Source organism: Streptomyces sp. CBMA156 (assembly GCF_014596515.1).
Lineage (GTDB): Bacteria > Actinomycetota > Actinomycetes > Streptomycetales > Streptomycetaceae > Kitasatospora.
In genome coordinates this window covers 13,538-34,657 of record NZ_MSJQ01000428.1, presented here as the reverse complement: position 1 = coordinate 34,657, position 21,120 = coordinate 13,538, and the positions used below count along the sequence as shown (strand labels likewise).

The 21,120-nt window shown below is 75.0% G+C and carries 20 protein-coding genes; 8 read left to right on the top strand and 12 right to left on the bottom strand.

The genetic code is table 11. The features are described from left to right. Positions 1 to 40: 40 nt before the first annotated feature. Positions 41 to 2,140, bottom strand: a complete 2,100-nt coding sequence (gene ftsH / locus BU198_RS38315; RefSeq protein WP_188301367.1) for an ATP-dependent zinc metalloprotease FtsH — start codon at positions 2,138 to 2,140, stop codon at positions 41 to 43. 237 nt (positions 2,141 to 2,377) lie between these two features. Between ftsH and BU198_RS38310 the strand changes: the two genes are divergently transcribed. Beyond that, positions 2,378 to 2,971: a DUF1707 domain-containing protein gene (locus BU198_RS38310; protein WP_188301366.1), complete on the top strand. Its 594-nt coding sequence runs from the start codon at positions 2,378 to 2,380 to the stop codon at positions 2,969 to 2,971. A 150-nt stretch (positions 2,972 to 3,121) separates the two neighbouring features. On the opposite strand, the gene BU198_RS38305 is transcribed toward BU198_RS38310, so the two are convergent. The 5 genes from BU198_RS38305 to BU198_RS38285 all read right to left on the bottom strand — a co-directional run bounded on the left by BU198_RS38305 (position 3,122) and on the right by BU198_RS38285 (position 9,971). Then, positions 3,122 to 3,769, bottom strand: coding sequence for a DsbA family protein (locus BU198_RS38305; protein WP_411293287.1), 648 nt, complete (start codon positions 3,767 to 3,769; stop codon positions 3,122 to 3,124). A 150-nt stretch (positions 3,770 to 3,919) separates the two neighbouring features. Beyond that, positions 3,920 to 5,536 (bottom strand): alpha/beta hydrolase, encoded by a 1,617-nt coding sequence (locus tag BU198_RS38300; protein WP_188301365.1) that lies wholly within the window; start codon positions 5,534 to 5,536, stop codon positions 3,920 to 3,922. A 532-nt stretch (positions 5,537 to 6,068) separates the two neighbouring features. Next, the gene (locus BU198_RS38295) at positions 6,069 to 6,779 is read right to left on the bottom strand and encodes a DUF6461 domain-containing protein (RefSeq protein ID WP_223245515.1); all 711 of its coding nucleotides are present in this window, start codon (positions 6,777 to 6,779) and stop codon (positions 6,069 to 6,071) included. A gap of 216 nt (positions 6,780 to 6,995) precedes the next feature. Next, on the bottom strand, positions 6,996 to 8,231 hold the full coding sequence (locus BU198_RS38290) for a glycosyltransferase (RefSeq protein WP_188297419.1): 1,236 nt from the start codon (positions 8,229 to 8,231) through the stop codon (positions 6,996 to 6,998). 450 nt (positions 8,232 to 8,681) lie between these two features. Further along, on the bottom strand, positions 8,682 to 9,971 hold the full coding sequence (locus BU198_RS38285; protein WP_188297418.1) for an amidohydrolase: 1,290 nt from the start codon (positions 9,969 to 9,971) through the stop codon (positions 8,682 to 8,684). A 141-nt stretch (positions 9,972 to 10,112) separates the two neighbouring features. Here BU198_RS38285 and BU198_RS38280 point away from each other — a divergent pair, with 141 nt between their 5' ends. Both BU198_RS38280 and BU198_RS38275 read left to right on the top strand, forming a co-directional pair. Further along, complete coding sequence (locus tag BU198_RS38280; RefSeq protein ID WP_188297417.1) at positions 10,113 to 10,604, top strand: HPP family protein; 492 nt, start codon at positions 10,113 to 10,115, stop codon at positions 10,602 to 10,604. A gap of 245 nt (positions 10,605 to 10,849) precedes the next feature. Then, positions 10,850 to 11,497 carry an ankyrin repeat domain-containing protein gene (locus BU198_RS38275; RefSeq protein ID WP_188297416.1) on the top strand — a complete coding sequence of 216 codons (648 nt, stop codon included), beginning with the start codon at positions 10,850 to 10,852 and terminating at the stop codon, positions 11,495 to 11,497. Between the two features lie 117 nt (positions 11,498 to 11,614). Here the strand turns inward: BU198_RS38275 and BU198_RS38270 are convergent, their stop codons facing one another. Next, positions 11,615 to 11,962 (bottom strand): hypothetical protein, encoded by a 348-nt coding sequence (locus BU198_RS38270; protein WP_188297415.1) that lies wholly within the window; start codon positions 11,960 to 11,962, stop codon positions 11,615 to 11,617. Positions 11,963 to 12,071: 109 nt separating this feature from the next. Next, positions 12,072 to 12,629, bottom strand: coding sequence for an SRPBCC family protein (locus tag BU198_RS38265; protein WP_188297414.1), 558 nt, complete (start codon positions 12,627 to 12,629; stop codon positions 12,072 to 12,074). Positions 12,630 to 12,846: 217 nt separating this feature from the next. Between BU198_RS38265 and BU198_RS38260 the strand changes: the two genes are divergently transcribed. After that, positions 12,847 to 13,767, top strand: coding sequence for a LysR family transcriptional regulator (locus BU198_RS38260; RefSeq protein WP_188297413.1), 921 nt, complete (start codon positions 12,847 to 12,849; stop codon positions 13,765 to 13,767). A gap of 35 nt (positions 13,768 to 13,802) precedes the next feature. On the opposite strand, the gene BU198_RS38255 is transcribed toward BU198_RS38260, so the two are convergent. Beyond that, the gene (locus BU198_RS38255; protein ID WP_188297412.1) at positions 13,803 to 14,573 is read right to left on the bottom strand and encodes a GNAT family N-acetyltransferase; all 771 of its coding nucleotides are present in this window, start codon (positions 14,571 to 14,573) and stop codon (positions 13,803 to 13,805) included. Between the two features lie 67 nt (positions 14,574 to 14,640). Then, complete coding sequence (locus tag BU198_RS38250; protein ID WP_188297411.1) at positions 14,641 to 15,426, bottom strand: crotonase/enoyl-CoA hydratase family protein; 786 nt, start codon at positions 15,424 to 15,426, stop codon at positions 14,641 to 14,643. Positions 15,427 to 15,600: 174 nt separating this feature from the next. On the opposite strand from BU198_RS38250, the gene BU198_RS38245 reads away from it, so the two are divergent. Beyond that, positions 15,601 to 16,935, top strand: a complete 1,335-nt coding sequence (locus BU198_RS38245; RefSeq protein ID WP_188297410.1) for a PLP-dependent aminotransferase family protein — start codon at positions 15,601 to 15,603, stop codon at positions 16,933 to 16,935. 49 nt (positions 16,936 to 16,984) lie between these two features. On the opposite strand, the gene BU198_RS38240 is transcribed toward BU198_RS38245, so the two are convergent. Then, entirely contained in the window at positions 16,985 to 17,959 is a 975-nt protein-coding gene (locus tag BU198_RS38240; RefSeq protein WP_188297409.1) for a helix-turn-helix transcriptional regulator, read from the bottom strand. A gap of 100 nt (positions 17,960 to 18,059) precedes the next feature. Here BU198_RS38240 and BU198_RS38235 point away from each other — a divergent pair, with 100 nt between their 5' ends. Continuing rightward, a complete protein-coding gene (locus tag BU198_RS38235) occupies positions 18,060 to 18,620 on the top strand; it encodes a DinB family protein (RefSeq protein WP_188297408.1) in 561 nt (186 codons plus the stop codon). Positions 18,621 to 18,679: 59 nt separating this feature from the next. Here BU198_RS38235 and BU198_RS38230 read toward each other — a convergent pair whose 3' ends face one another. Further along, on the bottom strand, positions 18,680 to 18,895 hold the full coding sequence (locus BU198_RS38230) for a heavy-metal-associated domain-containing protein (protein WP_188297407.1): 216 nt from the start codon (positions 18,893 to 18,895) through the stop codon (positions 18,680 to 18,682). A 340-nt stretch (positions 18,896 to 19,235) separates the two neighbouring features. On the opposite strand from BU198_RS38230, the gene BU198_RS38225 reads away from it, so the two are divergent. Both BU198_RS38225 and BU198_RS38220 read left to right on the top strand, forming a co-directional pair. Beyond that, positions 19,236 to 19,952, top strand: coding sequence for a DUF3152 domain-containing protein (locus tag BU198_RS38225; protein ID WP_188297406.1), 717 nt, complete (start codon positions 19,236 to 19,238; stop codon positions 19,950 to 19,952). Positions 19,953 to 20,194: 242 nt separating this feature from the next. Then, entirely contained in the window at positions 20,195 to 21,106 is a 912-nt protein-coding gene (locus BU198_RS38220; RefSeq protein WP_188297421.1) for a glutaminase, read from the top strand. Positions 21,107 to 21,120 lie beyond the last annotated feature (14 nt).

The window sequence follows — 21,120 nt, the reverse complement described above, 5'->3', positions numbered from 1 at the left end:
TGACGCGGTCACGAGGATACGACCACCGCCGACGCGGCCGTCACGGGCGGGGGGCCTCCCCCGGGTCCCCCGGGCCCTCCGGCCTGCGCGGTTCCGCCGTGCCCGGCGGTCCGGCCGCGGCCTCCGTCCCCGCCGTCCCCGCCGGCTTCTCCAGCGAGACCGGGCGTTCCGGCCCCGGCCGCGGGTGCGCCAGGATGGAGAGCACCACCGCGCCGTCCACCGTCTCCTGGGCGACCAGCAGCGCCGCCAGCTCGTCCAGGTGGTGCCGGTGCTCGGCGAGCAGGTCCAGGGCCCGGCGCTCGGCCCCGCGCAGCAGGCGGGCCACCGCCTCGTCCACGGCGCGCTGGGTCTGCTCGGAGTACGGGCGGCGCAGCAGGTCCTCGGGGCTGTCGCCGAGGTAGTGCGGGCTGCCGCTGGAGTAGCCGACCGGGCCGAGCTCCGGGGAGAGCCCGAACTCGCGGACCATCCGGGTGGCGACCGAGGTGGCGTTGGCCAGGTCGTTGGCGGCACCCGTGGAGCCCTCGCCGAAGACCACCAGCTCCGCCGCCCGGCCACCGAGCTGGACGGTGATCAGGTCGGTCAGGTACCCCTCGCTGTACAGGTGCCGTTCGGCCTCGGGCAGCTGCTCGGTGGCGCCGAGGGAGACGCCGGCCGGGAGGATCGTCACCTTGGCGACCGGGTCGGCGTGCTCGCACAGCGCGGCCACCAGTGCGTGGCCCGACTCGTGCACGGCGACGGCGTGCCGTTCGTCGGGCAGCAGGGCGTTGGAGGACTCCCGGCGGCCGAGCAGCACCCGGTCACGGGCGTCGTCGAGGTCGGCGGCGGTGATGGTGGCCCGATCGGCGCGCACGGCGTTGATGGCGGCCTCGTTGACCAGGTTGGCGAGGTCGGCGCCGGAGAAGCCCGGGGTGCCGCGGGCGAGCCGCCCGAGGTCGGTGTCCGGGGCGAGGGTCTTGCCCCTGGCGTGCACGGCGAGGATGGCGGCCCGCTCGGCCTGGTTGGGCAGCGGGACGGTGACCTGCCGGTCGAAGCGGCCGGGGCGCAGCAGGGCCGGGTCGAGGGCATCCGGCCGGTTGGTGGCGGCGATGACGACGATGCCGGTGCTCTGGTCGAAGCCGTCCATCTCGGCGAGCAGCTGGTTCAGGGTCTGCTCGCGCTCGTCGTTGCCGCCGATCCGGGTGCCGCCCGCGCGGCGTCCGCCGACCGCGTCGATCTCGTCGATGAAGACGATCGACGGCGCGCGCTTGCGGGCCTCCTCGAAGAGGTCGCGGACCCGGGAGGCGCCGACGCCGACGAACATCTCCACGAAGCCGGAGCCGGTCACCGAGAGGAAGGGCACCGAGGCCTCCCCGGCGACGGCCCGGGCGAGCAGGGTCTTCCCGGTGCCCGGCGGCCCGACCATGATCACCCCGCGCGGCCCCTTGGCCCCGACGGCGGCGTACCGCTCCGGGCTGCGCAGGAAGTCGACCACCTCGCTGACCTCCTGCTTCACCCCCTCGTACCCGGCCACGTCGGCGAACCCGGTGTCCGGCCGCTCGGCCTCGATGATCTTGGCCCGGGACCGTCCGATGGTGCTCAGCCCGCCGCCCAGCGACCGGGCGGCCATCCGGCCCGACCAGAGGAAGAGCGCGCCGAAGATCAGCAGCGGCAGGAACAGCAGCAGGGTGGACCAGAGCGAGCCGCTGCCGCTGGAGCGGCTGCCGGTGACGGTGACGTCGTGCGCGGAGAGCGCGCTGCTGAGCTGGGAGGTGTCCAGGGCGGTGGGGATCTGGCTGGTGAAGTGGGTGCCGTCCTTGAGCGTGCCGCTCACCGCGCCGGTGTCGCTGACGTCCACCGTCTGCACCTGCCCGGCGTCGACCCGGTGCACGAAGTCCGTGTAGCCGTAGCGGGTGCCGGGCGTGCCGGACCTGGAGAAGAGCAGCAGCAGGAGCAGCGTCACCAGCACGGCGACGGGCAGCAGCCAGCGGCGCCACGCGGGCGGTGGAGGCTGCGGGGGCTTGGGCGGGCCGCTCGGGCCGGGGCGGCCCCCGGGGGCCCAGCCGGGACCGCGCCCCTGGCCGGGGCCGGGTCCGGCACCGGGGCCCGGGTCGGGCGGGGTCGCTGGTTGACGGGCAGCGCGCAACCGGATTCGTACGATCATCCACGCTCACCGCCTCCCGGGGGCCTGGCAGCCTCCGTCCCTCCATGGTCGGACGCTCCGGGCCAGGATGGGAGGCCGAGCGGCGGGATGTCGGTCCACCCGGGCGAAACAGCCCGCCCCGCGCGGGTGGGGGTGCGGCCGACCGGGCCCCTCCCGGCCGCCTTCAAGGAGCACCGGAGCGGCGGGAGTTGGCCTTCGATCTGCCGGATGGGAGCATGCGTGACCTAGAGTAGCCACATGGTCAACGAGGAACTGCCAGCCGTACGAAAGACGCCCGAGGCCGCGGTGGAATCGCGGGCCGGGGACAGCGACCGGGAGGCGGTGGCCGAGCAGTTGCGGATCGCCGCCGGGGACGGCCGCATCGACCTCGGGGAGTTGGAGGAGCGGCTCGACCGGGCCTACGCGGCGCGGACCCACCGCGAACTCGACGCCCTGGTGGTGGACCTGGGCGGCCGGGAGCGGGGCGAGGACAAGTCCGCGGCGCAGGACGTCCTCGTGCTCCGGACCCGGCTGGGCAACATCGTGCAGCGCGGCCGGTGGACGGTGCCCCGCCGGATCGTCGCCGAGTCCAAGATCTCGCTGCTCACGGTCGACTTCACCGATGCCGTGTGCACCCACATGGAGATCACGGTCGAGGCGTCGACGGGCGTGGGCCAGATCAAGCTGGTCGTCCCGCGCGGCTGGGGCGTGCGGATCGACCCGTCGAGCACCAACACGGGGAACATCAGCAACAAGGCCGACGAGGTGGCGGAGCCCGGCTCCCCGACCCTGACCGTGATCGCCCACCCCCGCTCGGGGCCGATCAGGATCAAACAGCGCCGCCGGGGCTGACCGGCTCGGCCGCCGGGCCGACCGCGCGGGGGCCGGAGGCCGCGCGACGGCTGCCCGCCGGGGAGAGCCGGGGGCCTGGCACCAGGGCCCCGGCGCCCGGATCGGCGGTCGGGCGTCAGGGGTGTGGCCTCAGGCGTCAGGCGTCAGGCGTCAGGAGAAGTCGAGCCCGCCGGTCCGGGTCCGCTTGAGCTCGAAGAAGTTCGGGTACCCGGCCAGCAGCCGCACCCCGTCGAAGACCCGTACGGCGTCCTCCCCGCGCGGGATCGCGCTCAGCACCGGGCCGAAGAAGGCGACGCCGTCCACGTGGATGGTCGGCGTGCCGACCTCCTCGCCGACCGGGTCCATGCCCTCGTGGTGGCTCTTGCGCAGGGCCTCGTCGTACGTGGCGTCGTTCGCCGCCCCGGCCAGCTCCTCCGGCAGGCCCGCCGCCGCCAGGGCCTCCCGGATGACCTCGTCGTCTGCGGGCCGGTCCTGGTCGTGCAGGCGGGTGCCGAGTTCGGTGTAGAGGGCGCGCAGCACCTGCGGGCCGTGCTGCTCGGCGGCGGCGATGCAGACCCGCACCGGCCCCCAGCCGGTGGTCATCAGGCGCTGGTAGCGCTCGGGCAGGTCGGTGCGGCCCTCGTTGAGGACGGAGAGGCTCATCACCCGGAAGGTCAGGTCGAGGTCGCGCTGCCGCTCGACCTCCAGGATCCACCGGGAGGTGATCCAGGCGAACGGACAGATGGGGTCGAAGTAGAAGTCGACCTTCACGGTGTCGCCGTCGGGCCGGCGGCCGTCGTTCCGGGATTCATCGTTCACAAGGTCGTCGTTCCGGATGTCGGGGGCACTGTTCGTCACGGTGTTCGTCGCGGAGTTCGTCACACCGGAGAGGCTAACGGCCGAGTGGCCCACTCTCCAGGGCCAATCAGTGGCCCCCCTGGTGGGCCACTTCCCTCCGGCCGGTGCCGCTCAGCTGCACGTCGTCCCGTCCGCCGGCGCCGTGCCGTCCAGCAGGTAGGCGTCCACGGTCCGCTTCAGGCAGGCGTTGCCGGTGTTGTAGCCGCCGTGCCCCTCGCCCTCCAGGGTGACGGTGACGCCGACGCCCGCGCCGAGCTGCTGCGCCATCGCGCGGGCGCCCTCCACCGGCGTGGCCGGGTCGCCGGTGGTGCCGACCACCAGGATCGGGGCCGCACCCGCCGCCGCGACCTCCGGGTGCGCCGCCTTGCCGGGCACGGGCCAGCCGGTGCAACCGGTCAGGCCCCAGGCGGTGAACGTCCCGAACACCGGGGAGGCCGCGCGGAACTGCGGCAGCTGCTGCTCCACGTCCTGGTCGGAGTAGCGCTGACTGGCGTCCACGCAGCTGATCGCCCGGTTCGCGGCGTTCAGGTTGGAGTAGTGCCCCTGCGCGTCGCGCCCGTTCAGCCCGTCGGCGAGCAGGAGCAGCGTGTCGCCGGTGCCCTGGTCCATCGCCTCGGTGAGCCCGGTGGCCAGCAGGGGCCAGGTCTCCTGGCTGTACAGGGCACCCGCGATGCCGGTGACCGCCAGACTCCCGGTGAGTTGCCGCCCGTCCTTGGTGGGCAGCGGCGACTGCTCCAGCCGCTGCACCAGCGCGGCGATCTTCGCGGTGCCCTCGTCGCCGCCCGCGCCGGTCGCGCAGGCGGCCCCGGCCTGGGTGGCGCAGGCCTTCATGAAGTCGCCGAGGGCGAGTTGGAAGCCCTGGGCCTGGCCGAGTGCGGACTGCTGCGGGTCCTTGGTCGGGTCGACCACCGAGTCCAGCACCAGTCGGCCGACCTGCTGCGGGAACAGGTGCGCGTAGACGCCGCCGAGCTGGGTGCCGTAGCTGATGCCGAAGTAGGACAGCTTCCCGTCGCCCAGCACCTGCCGCATCAGGTCCATGTCCCGCGCGGCGCTCTCGGTGTCCACGTACGGCAGCACCGCGGCGGAGTTGTGCTCGCAGGCGGCGACGAACCGGGCGTTGCTGTCGTCCAGGGCCTTCACCGCGGCGGGGGTCTCGGGGGTGCTGTCGACGGCTGCGGCGGTGTCCGTCGCCTGGTCGTCCAGGCAGGTCACCCCGGAGCTGGCGCCGACCCCGCGCGGATCGAAACTCACCAGGTCGTAGCGGGAGTTGAGGGAGGCGTAGGTCGGAGCGAGGGCGGGCAGGGTGGCCACGCCGGAGGCTCCGGGCCCGCCGAAGTTGAACAGCAGCGAGCCGATCCGGTGCTGCTCGTCCTTGGCCCGGCTGCGGATCAGCGCGAGGCCGATCGTCGTGCCGTCCGGTTTGCCGTGGTCCAGCGGGGCCTTGAGGGTGGCGCACTGCCAGTCGGCGGCGGGCGCGGTGCCGCCTCCCTGCGCGGTGCTGGGGGCGGTGCAGGAGTGCCAGTCCAGCTGCTGGGCGGCGAGGCCGGTGGGGCTCGCGGTTCCGGTGTCGGCGCCGGTGCCGGTGCCGGTGCCGGTGCCGGATCCGGTGGCCGGGGAGGCCGGCGCGGGCTCGGCGGCGGAGGAGCCGTCGCCCTGGCAGCCGGTGGCTGCGGTGAGCAGCAGGACGGTCAGGCCGAACGCTCCGGCGCCGCGGACCACGGTGTGCATCGGGTGGGTCACCTCTCGGGTCGGCCGGGCACCCCGGCGCCCGGTTCGGTCGACGTACCCCAGACCCTAGGGGCCGGGGCCGGCCGACGCCCTCCCGGAACCTCCGGACGGGGGGCGTGCGCCGAACCGGCTGCCATCGGCCTGTCGAGTGACGGGAGTTCTCGGCGCTCCCCGTGCTCCCGGTGCTACCAGCGCTACCAGGGGGCACCGATCGCTCCGGTCGGCGGTTCCCCCTGCCGATCGGCAGGGGGAACCGCCGAGGCACTCCTCGGGAACCTCCCGATCGGCACATGTGCTGCGGCTCGACGACGGCCAGGATGACGGACATCGGGGCCCCGGTGGGCGGGGCCCGGAGAGGAGCCCTGCCGTGACCGTCCTGTTCCTGTCGCTCGTCCTGTGCGCTGCCTGCTGCGCCTACCTCTGTGTCTGCGCCAGTCGCTGTGTCCGCGTCGGTGCCTGTGTCCGCGTCAACACCCCGGGCGTCAACACCCCGGGCGTCGCGGGCCCGGCCCCCACGGGGCGGCGCCGCGCCTCAGCGCAGTGCCATGTCCGGGGTTCCCCGCACCGCGTACGCCGGCAGGCGCAGCCCGCCGAGGGCGGCCCGCGGCAGGCTCAGCCCGAAGCGCCGCTCCACGGCGCCCAGGGTGCGGCGGCGAGCGGCCCCGTCGAGTCCCCGCCCGGGTCCGCGGGACGTCACGCCGTCGGCCTCCAGGACCTCGGCGGCGACCAGGTCCGGCACCAGCAGGTCCGGCTCCCGGCCCCAGCGCCAGCGCTCCTCGCCGAGGCCGAAGCCGCACAGCACGGCGCCGTCCCTGGCGTAGTCGAGCAGGTCCGGCTGCTGCTCGGGCATCGGTCGGAAGTGCACCACCTCCACGCCGTCGCGCGCTATCTCGGTGAGCAGTTCACCACCGGTGGAGTCGCCGTACTCGATCGCGAACGACCAGCCGGCGCACGTGCCGACCCGGATCACGCCGTCGCCGTCGCCGCTGGGGCGGAAGACCTCGATGTCCAGGTCCCGGATCTCGGTGTCGCTGATCGGCTCGGTCGCGGTGGCCGGGTCGGCGCCCATCCGGCGGGCGAGTTCCTCGGGCGTGATCCCCCGGGCGAACACCACCCCACCGACCGCACCGTCCGTGCCGGGGTCGCCCGTCGGCGGTCGGCCGGCGCCCGGCCCGCCGATCTCCGCGAGCCACTGGATGCCGTCGCCGTCCTGCCCCGCTCCCTCGCCTGTCCGTTCGGTCATGCCGCCCTCCCCTCGCGCCGGGCCTGCGGTGACCGGGCGCGCCCGTGGGCACCCTAACCGACCCGGCCGACAGCCGGAGGCCGGTCACCGGATCGATGCCGGAACCAGCCCCGCGCAGGGCCCGCCACCTCCCCCTCGCCGATCGACAGGAGGCCGATCAGGAGTCGAAATCGCCAGGCCCACAAGGCCGTTCACCCGGCACCGGCACCGCGCGGCTCACCCGGCCACCCCCGGCACCGCCTGGCCCACCGCTTCGAACAGCAGCTTTGCGGCCACCGTCGCCCCGTCGGTGCGCACCTCGCCCGCCACGGCCTCCGCCCGCACGCGGGTCCCGGGCGCCAGGGCCGCGCCGAGCGCGGCGGAGAGCGATGCGACGGTCGGCGTCGGGTCGAGGTGGGCCACACCGATGCCCAACTCGGCCACCCGGCCGGCCCAGTACGGCTGGTCCGCGATCCGGGGGACGACCACCTGGGGCGCACCCGCCACGGTCGCGGTCGTGGTGGTGCCCGCGCCGCCGTGGTGGACGACGGCGGCCACCCGGCGGAACAGGGCCTGCTGGTTCACCTCGCCGACGACGTGGCAGTCGTCGCGGTCGTCGACCGGGGCGAGTCCGGCCCACCCGCGGGCGAGGAGCACACGGCGGCCGTGCGCGCGGCCGGCCTCGACGGCCACCCGGGCGATGCCCTCCGGCGCGTACGCGGCCATGCTGCCGAAGCCGACGTACACCGGCGGCTCCCCGGCGTCCAGGAACGCCTCCAGGTCGGGCGGGAGGGGGCGGTCGTCGGGCAGGATCCAGGCCCCGGTCGGCACCACGTCGAGTTCCGTCATGCCCTCCGACGGGCACAGCAGCGGGTCCGCCGCCAGCCACGGCCGGTCGGTGAACACGTGGTCGCGGACGTTCTCCACCGGCGGCAGGCCGATCGCCGCCCGCCCGCTGTTGAGCGCGTCCCCGTACAGCGCGTTCACCCGCTGGGCGTCCTGCTCCCAGAGTTTCCGGTAGTCGGTCTCGTCCTCCGGGGACGGTGTGCCCGGCCGCCGCCCGGGCCGGAAGTGCCGCGAGGGCAGCCCGAAGATGTGAAAGCAGGCCAGCACGTAGTGGAGGCCCAGCTTCTCGGCGACGTCCCGCGCCCCCGCCGGCATCAGCCCGGTCGCCAGCAGCGCGTCGCAGTCCTCGGCCGCGGCGGTCAGCGCCTCGAACCGCGCGTCGACCAGCTCGCGGGCGAGACGGAACGCGTCCTCCGCCGTCGGCGGCTTCGGGCCGGACACCACCGAGCGCACCGACGGCCCGAGCGGCACCAGCTGCACGCCGACCCGCTCCAGCAGCGCCACGAACTCCTCGTCCGGTGGCGCGCACACCCGCACCTCGGCGCCGAGCCCCCGCAGCGCCGCCGCCAGCCCCGCCAGCGGTTCGACGTCCCCCCGCGATCCCCACGTCGTCATCAGCACACGCATTGCACGGCTCCCGTTTCCGCAGGTCATGGCCTTACGGCGGTGATTGTGCGGCACGACGGGGGCCTTGCCGCAAGCCCCGGGGCACGCTATAGCTTGATAGTGGCAGGGAGATTCACTCTCCTTGCCGTTTCTCTTGGCCACCCGGTCCGCATGGGTCCCCCCGACCCGTCCACCCCGGCCGACTCTCCCCGCTCGGACCGCGCTCGGACCCCGCCCAGGACCACCCGCACACCCCCACCCGCCGGCAGATCGCCTGAACGCCCGGCGGCGCCGCCGCGTACCCCTGGGCGGGGGCACGGGGCCGCCCGGGGCTTATCCGCCATCGGCCGGTTCGGCGGCCTTCTGGAAGCTGGGCCTATCCTCCGGCTACCTCCCACCGACGCTGACCGGCACGGGCTGACCGACGCGGGCTGACCTGCTCGCGCCGACCGACGCGCGCCGAACCGCCCGTCAGCCGGTGAGGCGCCCGTCCCGCGCCACCACCCGGCCCGCCCGGACCACCAGTTCGGGCCTCGGCAGATCGATCACCACCTGCGGCAGGCACTCGCCCGTCACCAGCATGAAGTCGGCGGGCGAGCCCGGCCGCAGGGTGGCGGCCGGCAGGTCCAGCAGTTCGGCACCGCCGTCCGCCGCCAGGGCGAAGCAGTCGGCCAGCTGCTCGTCGGTGCGGGCGTCGGTGGTCCAGCCGAGCAGGTTGGCACGGTGCAGCATGTCCGCGTTGCCGTACGGGCTCCACGCGTCGCGCACGCCGTCCGAGCCGAGCCCGACCCGCACCCCGTGCGCCCGCAGTTCGCGGAACGGCAGCACCTGGTGGGCCGAGGGCGCCACGGTGGTCAGCCCGACGCCGGACTCGGCCAGTTCGGCGGCGAGTTCGGCGAGCGGGGCGCCGGTCAGCTCCGGGACGCAGAAGGCGTGGCTGACCACCACCCGCCCGGCCAGTCCGGCCGCCCTGGTCCGCGCGGCGATGTCGCGCAGCGGGCCGAGGCCGCGCTCGCCCCGGTCGTGCAGGTGGATGTCGAGGCGCAGTCCGTGCTGCTCGGCCAGACCGAACAGCAGCTCCAGCTGGGCCGGCCCCTCGCCGTCCGGGCCTTCGGCCGGGACGCCGTCGAAGCCCGCCGGGTCGATCCCGCCGACGGCGTCGATCAGCCCGCTCGCCGCCGCCTCCGCGAGCAGCGCCCCCGCGCCGGGCATCCGCCGGACCCCGTGCTGGGGGAAGGCCACCAGCTGGATGTCCAGTACCCCGGCCAGCCGCTCGCGCACCTCGGCGAGCCCGGCCACACCGGCCAGCCCGTACGCGGGTGCCACGTCCACGTGGGCCCGCACCGCGCGGGTGCCGCGCGCCACGGCGTGGCTCAGCAGCCGGTGGGCGCGGTCGGCGAGCGGGGTGCGCTGCTGCCGGTGGAGGTCGACGTCGCCCCGCACGTACTCCGGCAGCGAGCCGGCCGGGCGGCGGCTGTACCAGGGCTCGCCCCAGGCGGTCTTGTCGGGGTGGATGTGCGCGTCCACCAGAGTGGGCAGCGCGATCCGCCCGCCGCCCTCGACCACCTCGGGCACCGTCCCGTCCGGCACCCGCTCGGCCAGCAGGCCGTCCACGGCGACCAGGTCCACGACCCGGTCGGCGCCGTACGGGCGGACGCCCCGGAAGACCGTGACGGACGGCACCGTGACGGACGGCACCGTGACGGACGGCACCCTCGCGGGCGTCGCGGCGTAGGGCGTGGCGCCGGAAGGCGTGGTCATGGGCTGCTCGCTCTCGCTCTGGTTCCCCGGGTGATCCGCCGTCGTGGACGGAATGTGTCCGGCAGACAAAACGTCCCGCCGTCCATTCAACAATCTGTTTATCATCTCTAGGTCCCGTCCCCCGCCCGGAGTCGCTCACGCATGCCCACACCACCGCCCACCGCCACGCCCGGACCGCACCCGCTGCACGCCCTGCGGGCCACCGTCTTCGCCATCGGCGCCCTGCTCCTCCTGGTCGGCGTGGGGGTACTGCTCCACCAACCGCTGCTGATCCCGCCGTTGGCCGCCAGCGCCGCACTGGTACACGGCGCTCCCGGGCTGCCGATCTCGCAGCCGCGCAACCTGGTCGGCGGGCAGCTGCTGTCGGCCCTGATCGGCTTCGCCACCCTGGCCGTCACCGGCAGCACCGCCTGGGGCGCGGCCGTCGCCGCCGGGCTCTCACTGGGCGCCATGATGCTCACCCACCTCTCGCACTCCCCGGCCGTGGCCACCGCCGTGATCGTGGTCCTGCAAGCGCCGCACCCGGTGCCCTTCCTCCCCCTGCTCGTCCTGGCCGCCGGACTGCTGGTCCTCATCGGCCTGCTGCCCTGCCGGATCGGCGGGCATCCGGTCCGCTACCCGGTGACCTGGTGACCTGGTGACCTGCCGCACGGTGGCGGACACCCGCACCCGGTGACCGGCTCGCCGCTCCCCTGCCGAGTGCTCCCCCACCGACCACTCTCCTGCCGAACCCCGACGGCCGGGTCATCCGATCGGATGACCCGGCCGTCCTCCGTTCCACCGGACAAGGACGACCGCCCCGCCGACGCCGCCACGTACCCGCGACCGGCAGGCTGGGAACATCGCACCGTCCGACCCGCCCGTGGAGGAGCCCCGACATGACCGCCCACCCGCTCTCCCCCGCCGACCAGGCCCTGCTGGACGCCGCCGACCGCGGCGACCTCGACGCCGCCCGCGCGGCCCTGACGGCGGGCGCGACCATCGAGGCCCGGGACGCCGGGGGCCGCACCCCCCTGCTGCGGGCCGCCTTCGCCGACCGGGTCGCCGTCGCCCGGCTGCTGGTCGAGGCCGGCGCGGACGTCGATGCCCAGGACCCCGCACTGAACAGCCCCTGGCTGGTCACCGGCATCACCGGCAGCGTCCCGATGATGCGGGCCCTGCTCCCCGGCGGCCCTGACCTCACCCGCCGCAACCGCTACGGCGGGGTGTCGCTCATCCCCGCCGCCGAGCGCGGCCACGTCGGCTACGTCCGCGCGGTGCTCACCGAGACCGCCATCGACGTCGACCACGTCAACGACCTCGGCTGGACCGCCCTGCTCGAAGCCGTCCTCCTCGGCGACGGCGGCCCCGCCCACCGCGAGATCGTCGACGTCCTGCTCGCCCACGGCGCCGACCCCCGGCTCCCCGACGCCGACGGCGTCACCGCCCGCGCCCACGCCGAGCGCCGCGGCTTCCACACCATCGCCCGGGCACTGCGCACGGCGGAGGACGGATCCACCCGCCCCGGCCAGGACGGCACCGCCTGAACCACCGCCGGCGGAACGGCGGGCCACCACTCAGGACCCCAGGTACGTCAGCACCGCCGAGTCCACGTCGGCGGTGGGCCGGCTGACGGCGCCTCGCGCTCCTGCGTGCGCCGGCTGCTACTTCCAGTCGTCCGTGCCACCCAGCAGTTCGACCAGCAGCAGTCCCGGATCGTCCGCCTCGGCCGCCCACTGGTCATGGGCGACGTCCAGGAACCGCAGCACCAGGACCGACCACGGCAGCCGGTAGCGGAACACCACCGGCTGCCGGTCCGGCCGGCGAACGGTGAGGCGGCGGCGCAGCGAGCCCAGTTCCTCGTGGTGGATCCCGGTCCGCTCGTCGACCGCCGTGGACCAGTCGTCGAGGTGCAGGGTCCGTTCGCCGTCCGCTTCCCGCACCACGGCGAGCAGCCGGCCGAGCCGTCCCGCCCAGACGACCTCGGAGCCCGCCCGGCACACACGTGCCACCCCACCGCTCCTTCCGTACGATCGGCACGCCCGGTGGACGTGCCGGTGTTCGCCCGGGCCCGTCCGGCGCATCGGGCCCGTCCGGCCCGTTCGCCCCAGGAGCCCTGGATCAGTGCCCGGGCACGGCCCAGCCGGCCCGCTCGGCCAGCGACTTGATGCCTTCGAGGGTGGCCGTCATGCCGGTGCGCAGCTCGTTCAGCCGGAAGTCGACGATCTTCTCCTCCAGCTCCGGTTTCGCGTCGATGACCAGGCTGGCGCCGCTGCGGCCGGGGCCGATCACCACCGACTGGCGCAGCCGGGTGCCGCCTTCCTCGGGGGCCAGCTCGAAGCGCCACCGGGCCGGCGAGCCGGCCAGGTCGCGCACCGGCTCGCCGTAGCGGCCGTCCGCGTCCATCACGCCCCAGGCGAGGACGCACCGGCCGGCCGCCTCGGTGATCTCGGTGATCTCGGAGACCGTCCGCCAGTCGGGCATGTCCGCACGGCTGTTGTGCCCCTCGAAGTGGGCGCCCACCGCGGGGCCGTCCGCGCCGTCCAGCCAGGCGACCCGCCGGAGTTCCGGGCTGAGCCGGGCGGGCAGGCCGATGTCGGTCACGAGTTGCCACACCCGCGCCACCGGCGCCGCGACGAACACCTCGCACCGCGTCCCCGGACCATCGGCGTACCGCATGCCCGCTCCCCCTGTCGTACGTCACCGCTCTTGCTCGTCGCTCGCGCACATCGATGCGGGTCGACACCCGCCCGCTCTCCCCGCCACTGCGTCCGGAACGCCGTGGGGACAGCGGGCGGGTTGCCGCCCTGGGCCCTGGATCGATGATCGATCCCCCGGATATCCAAGTCAATCCGCCGATTTGCTGGGGTACCTCCAAGCGATACCTTGGGTGTCCGTGACCATTGACGACCTCCGCGTCTTCGCCGCGGTCTGCCGGGCCGGCTCGCTCAGCGCCGTCGCCCGCGACCTGCACTGCACCCAGTCCGCCGTCAGCCAGCACGTGAAGCGGCTCGAACGGGAGGTCGGCCTCGCCCTGATCGAGCGCCATCCGCGCGGGGTCGTGCCCACCACGGCGGGGAGCCTGCTGCGCACGGCGGTCGCCGCCGGCCTCGGCGGCATCGACCACGCGCTGCACCGGATCGCCGAACTCGCGCGCGGCGAGGGCGGATCCGTACGGATCACCACCGGGGCCACCAGCATCCGGCACTTCATGTCCGCGGCCGTGGTGGACTTCCGGCGGCGCCACCCCCAGGTCAGCCTGGAGTTCCAGACCGAGGTCTCCAGCCGCAGCTGCCTGGAGTCGCTCAACGCCGGCCGGGTCGACCTCGCCTGGATCACCCTCGGCGTCCCGGCCCGGGGCATCGACCAGCGGCCGGTGACCGACCTGCCCTGGGTGCTCGCGGTCGCGGCGGGCGACCCGCTCGCCGCCCGGGCCCGGATCGAGCCCGCCGACCTCCAGGAAGCCCGGCTGATCGGGCTGCCGCAGAACTCCGTCGCCCGCTCCCAACTCGAAGCCTGGCTGGGGAAGTCGGGCATCCGCCCGGTCTTCGACACCAGCGTCGCGGACTGGGACACCGCGATCCTGCTCGCCGAACTCGGTCTCGGCCATGCCGTCGTCCCCGCCCTCCCCCAGTGGCAGGGCCCCGGCCACCCGGGCCTGCGGCTGCTCCCGCTGCCCGACCTGCCCGCCCTCACCGCCGGCTGGGCCGTCCGGGACTGGGAGAACCTCGGCCCGCTCGCCCGCGCCTTCGCCGACACCGTCGCCGCCCACTGCGGGCGCGACACCCCGTCGGCCGCCGGCCCGGAGACGCCCTGAGCCCACCCGCCGTCCGCCCCGACCGCCGCCGGCCGTCACCGGCTGTAGAAGGAGTGACTGCGTCCGATCTCGGTGAAGCTCCGGTGGCCGTACCACTCGCGCGGCCAGTCCGCCGCGTCCGCGAGCAGGAACAGCCGAGGCACGCCGGCCTCGGCCGCGAGCGCCAGGCCGGTGGCGAGCAGGGTGTCGCCGTACCCCGCGCCACGGTGCCGCGATCCGGTCACTCCGTCCTCCAACTGCGCCAGCCCGATGGCTGGTTCGAGGTAGAGGTCGCTCCAGGCCGCGACCTCGCCGGCCGGCGTCCGGGCGGCCAGGAAGTGCACCCGCTCGGCACCGCGCAACCGGGCGGCGCGGCGGTCGGTGAGCTGCCGGGCGACCTCCTCGTCCTCGCTCCACTCCCGCTGCTGGCGCAGCACCGCCTCCCTGATCTCGTCCAACTCCACCGGAAGTGCGGCCGGTTGCGGCCGTACGCAGCCCTTCGTCGGCCGCGCCAGGACGACCACGTCCTCCCGCTCGCACCCCGCCGCCGCCAGCACGGGGCCGGCCCGCTCGCCCGCCTCCGGGTCCAGCACCGCGATGGAGTACCGGCGGCGCGGCCCCAGCCACCGGGCGGCCAGCCCGAGCAGCGCCGCCGGGTCGGTGCCCGGGCCCTCGACGATCAGCTGGTTGTGCTCCTCGGAGCGGACGAACTCCGCGTTCCGAACGGCGAACACTCCGGGGAACTCCGGACGTTCGAGAACCTCCACCGCCTGACGGCGGGCGAAGGCGGCCCGGAAGGCGGTCACACGCGCAAGCAGATCCGACATCCCGCCATGGTCACCGCCCCGGCCGCCGCGCGGCAACAGCTTTCCGCGCGGCCGCCCCCGTACGGCCTCAGGACGGCGAACCGGAGGCGGACGAACGCTCCAGGAAGCGCCGGATCCCGTCCCGCACACCGTCCGTCGGCACGGTCGCCGCGAAGGCCGCCGCCTCCACCGCGAGCCCCTCGTCGATCGGCAGGTTGACGCCCCGGGTCACCGCCCGCAGGCAGGCGGCCACGGCGGTCGGCGCGTGCCGGACGATCCGTTCGGCCAGGTCCCGTGCCGCGTCGAGCAGTTCGTCCGCCGGGACGACGGAGTTGACCAGGCCGATCGCGGCGGCACGGGCGGCCGGGATCGGGTCGCCGGTCAGGATCAGCTCCAGGCCGCGCTTGCGGCCGACGTGCCGCGGCAACCGCTGCGAGCCACCGAAGGGCGGCGGGAAGCCGAGCGAGATCTCGGGCTTGGCGAAGGTCGCGTGCTCGGCCGCGACGGCCAGCGGGGCGGCCTCGGTGATCTCGCAACCACCGCCGTACGCCAGGCCGTTGACGGCCACGATGACCGGCTTGGGGAGCTCCTCGATCCGCCGGGTGAGGGCGTGCCCGCGCCGGACGAACTCGCGCAGCGCCCGTTCGGGCCCGCCCGCGACGCTGGCCGCCAGCGACGGGATGTCGGCGCCCGCGCTGAACGCCCGCCCGCCGGCCCCGGTGAGGATCACGGCGCGGACGGTGTCGTCGGCGTCGATCCGGTCGAGCTCGGCGAGCAGCGCGTCGATGGTCGGGTAGTCGAGGGCGTTGAGCTTCCTCTCCCGGTCGATGGTGAGGGTGACGACGTGCCGGTCCCGCTCGCTGCGGATGGTCATGGGCGCGTACTCCGTTCCTGGCCTCGCTGCTGGACGTGACGAGGCTAGGAACACCTGCCCAGGACAATCCACTTATTGTCCTGGATACACTCCGGCACACGCCTCCGCTCACGCCTCCGCCCCCATCCCCTCCGAGGCGCTCCCCTCCACTCTCCGGAACGGCAGGTGCCCCCGGTGCGACCGCCCTCCTACAAGGCCGTCGTCGACGAGTACACGGCCGCCATCCGCTCCGGCGCGCTCCCGGCCGGCACCCGGCTGCCGACCCATCGCGCCCTCGCCGGGGAACGCCGGATCGCCCTGGCCACCGCCACCCGGGTCTACGCCGAACTGGCCGCCGCCGGGCTGGTGGTGGGCGAACGGGGCCGCGGCACCTTCGTCCGGCTGCGCGCCGGCTACGACGGCATCGAGCCCTCGCGCGCGCTCCCGGTGCCCCGGGTGGCCGACCTCTCCTTCAACCAGCCGCTCGCCCCCGGCCAGGGCGACCTGCTGCGGCAGGCCCTGCGCGCACTCGCCTCCTCCGGCGACGCCGAGGCCCTGCTGCGCCAGCACCCGCCCGGCGGCCACCGGCACGACCGGGCCGCCGTGGCCACCCACCTGCTCGACCGCGGCATCGACACCGCGCCCGAGAACGTCCTGCTGACCAGCGGGACGCAGCAGGCCCTGGACTGCGTCCTGCGCACGCTCACCCGCCCCGGGGACGTCCTCGCCGTGGACGCGCTCGGCTACCCGGGCGTCAGACTGCTCGCGGCCGCCCACGGGCTGGACCTGGCACCCGTGCCTGTCACCGCCACCGGACCGGACCTCGACGCCCTCGACCGGCTCTGCCGCACCCGTCCGGTCCGGGCGGTGTACACCCAGCCGACCGTCCACAACCCGCTCGGCTGGGTGCTCGACCGGGCCCAGCGCGAACGCCTCGTCCGGCTCGCCGCCGAGCACGGCTGCACGCTGATCGAGGACGGCACCTACGCCTTCCTGGAGGCCGCACCGCCACCGCCGCTGCACGCCCTCGCCCCGGAACGCACCTGCTACGTGGCCGGCCTCTCCAAGAGCGTGGCGCCGGGCCTGCGGTTCGGCTACGCCGTCCTGCCCGACCACCTGCTCCGGGCCGCCACCACCAGCCTGCGCACGACGGCCTGGGGCGCCCCCGGCCTGATCACCGCCCTCGCCACCGGCTGGCTCGCCGACGGCACGGTCGCGCGTCTGGAACGGGACCGCCGCACGGACGCCGCCGCCCGTCAGACCATCGCCCGCACCGCCCTGGCCGGCCTGACCACCACGGCCCACCCCGTCTCGTACATCCTCTGGCTCACCCTCGAACCCCACCAGCGCCCCGACCACGCGGCCGCCGCCCTCGCCGCCGAGGGCATCCTGATCTCCACCGCCGACGCCTTCGCCACCACCCCCCACCACCCCAACGCCCTCCGCCTGGCCCTCGCCACGCCCCCGCTCCCCGCCCTCCCCGCCGTCCTCACCCGCCTCCGCACCACCCTCGAAGCCATCGCCCCCTGACGCCCCCGCACCAGAAGCCGACCCAGCCGACTTCCTACTCCGCCGCTTCCTACTCCGCCGCTTCCCGCTCCGCCGCGCGGGCGAAGCGGGTGCTCCAGTCCGCGAGGAGGGTCCTGAGGGCGTCCGGGCCGACGACCTGGAACTCGGCGCCGAGCGAGCCCAGGGCCATGGCGGGCCAGTCGAGCGAGTCCGCGGTCATCCGGAGCCGGCAGCGGCCGGCGGTGACGGCTTCGACGGTGGCCCAGCGGCCGACGCGGGCCCGGACCTGGTCGGCGGGTGCCTCCACCAGGGCTTCCACCAGGTGCGGCCGGGGCATGCCCTGGAGGCCGGCCCGGACGAACTCGGCCGCGTCGGCCGCCGGGAGGGCGCGCGGGGCGAAGCGGGCCCCGCTGCCGGACGGCGCGGTGAGGCGGTCGAGGCGGAAGCTGCGCCAGTCGGCCCGGTCGAGGTCGTAGGCGACCAGGTACCAACGGCGGTTCAGGCAGACCAGCCGGTGCGGCTCGACGTGCCGTTCCGTGCCGCGCCCGTCCGCGGCCGTGTAGGAGAACCGCACCCGTTCGCCGTCCCGGCAGACGAGCGCCACCACCGTCAGGACGTCCGGATCGACGCCGGCGCCCGTCCGGCTGCCCCAGTCCACCGGGACGGTCACCGCGCGCAGCGCCTCCACCCGGCGGCGCAGCCGGGCCGGCATCACCTGGACCACCTTCGCCAGCACCCGCACGGAGGCCTCGGCGACCCCCTCGACCGGGCTCTCCGCCGCCGCCTGCAGGCCCACCGCGAGGGCCACCGCCTCCTCGTCGTCGATCACCAGCGGCGGCAGCGCCGCGCCCGCCGCCAGCTGGTAGCCGCCGTCGACGCCGCGCTGCGCCTCCACGGGGTAGCCGAGTTCGCGCAGCCGGTCGACGTCGCGGCGCAGGGTGCGGACGGAGACGCCGAGCCGGTCGGCCAGGTCCCCGCCCGGCCAGTACCGGTGGGTCTGGAGCAGGGAGAGGAGTCGCAGCGTCCGGGTGCTGGTGTTCGCCATGCCATCGATTCTCCCCGGGATTCAGGACAGGAAGTGACCGCAATGGTCCGTAGCGTTGTTCTTGTCCGAGGGAGCAGGAACCGAACGAAGGGCCGACACCATGACCACCACCGACGCCACCACCACCGCGACCACCACCGCCACCGGCAAGCTCACCGGCGAGCGCGCCGACCTCCTGGAGGCCCTGGAGAAGCAGCGGCACTTCCTCCGCTTCACCACCCGCGACCTCACCGACGAGCAGGCCGGCCTGCGGACCTGTGCGAGCGAGCTGTGCCTGGGCGGCCTGATCAAGCACGTGACCAGCGTCGAGCGGACCTGGGCGGAGTTCATCGTCCGGGGCCCGTCCGCGATGCCCGACTTCACCAACTGGACCGAGGAGGACCTCGCCCGCCGCGCGGACGAGTTCCGGATGCTGCCCGGCGAGACGCTGGCCGGCGTGCTCGCCGCCTACGCCGAGGTGGCCCGGCACACCGACCGGCTGGTCGCCGACCTGCCCGACCTGGACGCCGCCCAGCCGCTGCCGAAGGCCCCCTGGTTCGACGCGGACGTCACGTGGTCGGCCCGCCGGGTGCTGCTGCACGTCGCCAACGAGACCGCCCAGCACGCCGGCCACGCCGACATCATCCGGGAGTCCCTGGACGGCGCGAAGAGCATGGGCTGAGCCCGGGCCGGCCGCCGTCGGGGCCCGTCGGCATCGTCCGACGGGCCCCGGAGCCGCCCTCAGGCCCGCCCGACGAAGGTGAACCCGGCCCCGTCGACCGCCCCGCGCACCACCGCCTCGTCCAGCGGCTGCGCGGAGGCCACGGTGACCCGCCCGCTCGGCGCGTCGGCACTGACGTCGGTGACGCCGGGCAGCATGGCGAGCCCGGCACTGACCGTCCGCTCGCAGTGGCCGCAGCTCATCCCGTCGACGGTGAAAACAGCGGTGGTGGACATGGCGGTGCCTCCGATGGCATGGCGGACGGGAGGGATCGACCCGGACGGATCGACCGGCACCACGACACCCGAATCCGACGGCGCCGCGCAGGGACACGCCGTACGGGTGACACCATCGAGCGGTTCAGGGAACCACCCGGGCCTCCCGTCCGACAGGGCCCGCACCGTGGCGCACGCCACACTTGCCTGGCTTCCCGAACCGCCGCCCCACCCCGTCGCGTTCCTCCAGGTACGTCCCTTCGCAGCACCGGGCACCACCCGGGTACCACCGCGGACCGCCAGGTCGCCGCCCGGCCGCCCGGCCGCCCGGTCCGCCGATCCGTCCTGGAGCGCTTCCGCCATGTCCACCCCGGCCCCGCCCCGCCCCCTCATACGGCTCCGCCGCTGGAAGCCCTGGCACGGCGCCCTCGTCCTCGCGCTGGTCGCGGCCCTGGCCTCCGGCCTGCTCTGGTGGCAGCCGTGGAGCGACGAGGACCCGGACCGGCTGGCGTTCACCACCGCGCCCGGCGGGTCCGCCCGCTTCGGCACCGGCGAGCACCTGTACCGCTACAAGGTGCGGGTGGAGGACGGGATCGCGGAGAGCCCGGAACAGTTCGCCGCCGAGGTGGACGCGGTCCTCGGCGACGTCACGCACGGCTGGGCGGCCGGCGGCACGGCCTCGTTCCAGCGGATGCCCGCCGACCCGGTGGACTTCACCGTCTACCTGGCCACCCCGAAGTCCACCGACCGGATCTGCGGCCAGTACGGGCTGGACACCGGCGGCTGGGTGAACTGCGGCGTCACCCACCAGGTGGTCATCAACCTCAAGCGCTGGACCGAGCTGTCCGAGTTCTACCAGGGGCAGCCCGAGCAGTACCACGCGCTCGCCGTCAACCACGAGGTCGGCCACATCCTCGGCAACGGCCACGTCGACTGCCCCGGCCCTGGTGCCCCGGCGCCGGTGATGATGCAGCAGATCAAGGGCCTGCACGGCTGCGTCCCCAACGGCCGCCCGTACGGGGATGCCGGCGTCCTGCTCACCGGCCCGCCCGTCCAGGCCCCCACCAACGCGCCGTAGCCGACCCGCCGACCCGCCCGTCGAACCGCGGCGCCGCACGGCATCGCATGGCACCGCACGGCCCTGAACGACACCGACCCCCCACCCCCTCCCGAACCGTCCGCCCGAAACACGGATAATCCTGGTCGGACCGGACGCACCCGCACCGCGCGCCCGGTCCCGGTCGTGTCCGCCGTCGGTGCCGGTGAAGCAGGGAAGAGCGTGGAGGAGAAGCGTTGAACGGTGTGACCACCGGGGAGAACCTGGACTGGCCGGTGCTGCTGGAGGCCGCGGAGGCGGCCGCCCGGGCGACCACGGGCCGGGGCCGGGTCGCCGACTACATCCCGGCCCTCGCCACCGCCGACCCGGAGGCCTTCGGCATGGCCGTCGCCACCGTCGACGGGGAGCTGTACGGCGTCGGGGACTGGGAGCGGCCGTTCTCCGTCCAGAGCGTCTCGAAGCTGTTCTCGCTCGCCCTCGCGGTGGCCTACGGCGGCGACACGCTCTGGCGGGGCGTCGGCCGCGAGCCGTCCGGCAACCCGTTCAACTCCCTGGTGCAGCTGGAGACCGAACACGGCATCCCGCGCAACCCGTTCATCAACGCCGGGGCCCTGGTGGTCACCGACCGCCTCCAGACCATGACCGGCGACGCCTCCGGCGCGGTACGGGAGTTCCTGCGCCGCGAGTCCGGGAACCCGCTGCTCGACACCGACCCGGTGGTCGCCGCCTCGGAGGCCGAACACGGCCACCGCAACGCGGCGCTGGCCCACTTCATCGCCAGCCACGGCAACCTGGAGAACCCGGTCGAGACCGTCCTGGAGCACTACTACGCCCACTGCGCCGTCGCCGCCGGCTGCCGCGACCTGGTGCTGGCCGGCTCCTTCCTCGCCCGCTACGGCGTGCGCACCGACGGCACCCGGCTGGTGTCCCGCAGCGAGGCGAAGCGGCTCAACGCCGTCCTGCTCACCTGCGGCACCTACGACGCGGCCGGCGAGTTCGCCTTCCGGGTGGGCCTGCCCGGCAAGAGCGGCGTCGGCGGCGGCGTCCTCGCCATACTCCCCGGCCGTGCCGCGGTCTGCGCCTGGGGCCCGCGCCTCGACCAGGCCGGCAACTCCGTCGCCGCGGTCACCGCCCTGGACACCCTGACCACCCTCTCGGGGTGCTCGGTCTTCTGAGGAAGCGGGCGACC

Coding starts and splice junctions, on each gene's coding strand:
- BU198_RS38285 (WP_188297418.1), bottom strand. CDS start 9,971: ATGACCACGCCTTCCGGCGCCACGCCCTACGCCGCGACGCCCGCGAGG.
- BU198_RS38240 (WP_188297409.1), bottom strand. CDS start 17,959: ATGGCGAACACCAGCACCCGGACGCTGCGACTCCTCTCCCTGCTCCAG.
- BU198_RS38250 (WP_188297411.1), bottom strand. CDS start 15,426: ATGACCATCCGCAGCGAGCGGGACCGGCACGTCGTCACCCTCACCATC.
- BU198_RS38225 (WP_188297406.1), top strand. CDS start 19,236: ATGTCCACCCCGGCCCCGCCCCGCCCCCTCATACGGCTCCGCCGCTGG.
- BU198_RS38230 (WP_188297407.1), bottom strand. CDS start 18,895: ATGTCCACCACCGCTGTTTTCACCGTCGACGGGATGAGCTGCGGCCAC.
- BU198_RS38265 (WP_188297414.1), bottom strand. CDS start 12,629: ATGCGGTACGCCGATGGTCCGGGGACGCGGTGCGAGGTGTTCGTCGCG.
- BU198_RS38300 (WP_188301365.1), bottom strand. CDS start 5,536: ATGCACACCGTGGTCCGCGGCGCCGGAGCGTTCGGCCTGACCGTCCTG.
- BU198_RS38290 (WP_188297419.1), bottom strand. CDS start 8,231: ATGCGTGTGCTGATGACGACGTGGGGATCGCGGGGGGACGTCGAACCG.
- BU198_RS38280 (WP_188297417.1), top strand. CDS start 10,113: ATGCCCACACCACCGCCCACCGCCACGCCCGGACCGCACCCGCTGCAC.
- BU198_RS38255 (WP_188297412.1), bottom strand. CDS start 14,573: ATGTCGGATCTGCTTGCGCGTGTGACCGCCTTCCGGGCCGCCTTCGCC.
- BU198_RS38235 (WP_188297408.1), top strand. CDS start 18,060: ATGACCACCACCGACGCCACCACCACCGCGACCACCACCGCCACCGGC.
- ftsH (WP_188301367.1), bottom strand. CDS start 2,140: ATGATCGTACGAATCCGGTTGCGCGCTGCCCGTCAACCAGCGACCCCG.
- BU198_RS38295 (WP_223245515.1), bottom strand. CDS start 6,779: ATGACCGAACGGACAGGCGAGGGAGCGGGGCAGGACGGCGACGGCATC.
- BU198_RS38310 (WP_188301366.1), top strand. CDS start 2,378: ATGGTCAACGAGGAACTGCCAGCCGTACGAAAGACGCCCGAGGCCGCG.
- BU198_RS38275 (WP_188297416.1), top strand. CDS start 10,850: ATGACCGCCCACCCGCTCTCCCCCGCCGACCAGGCCCTGCTGGACGCC.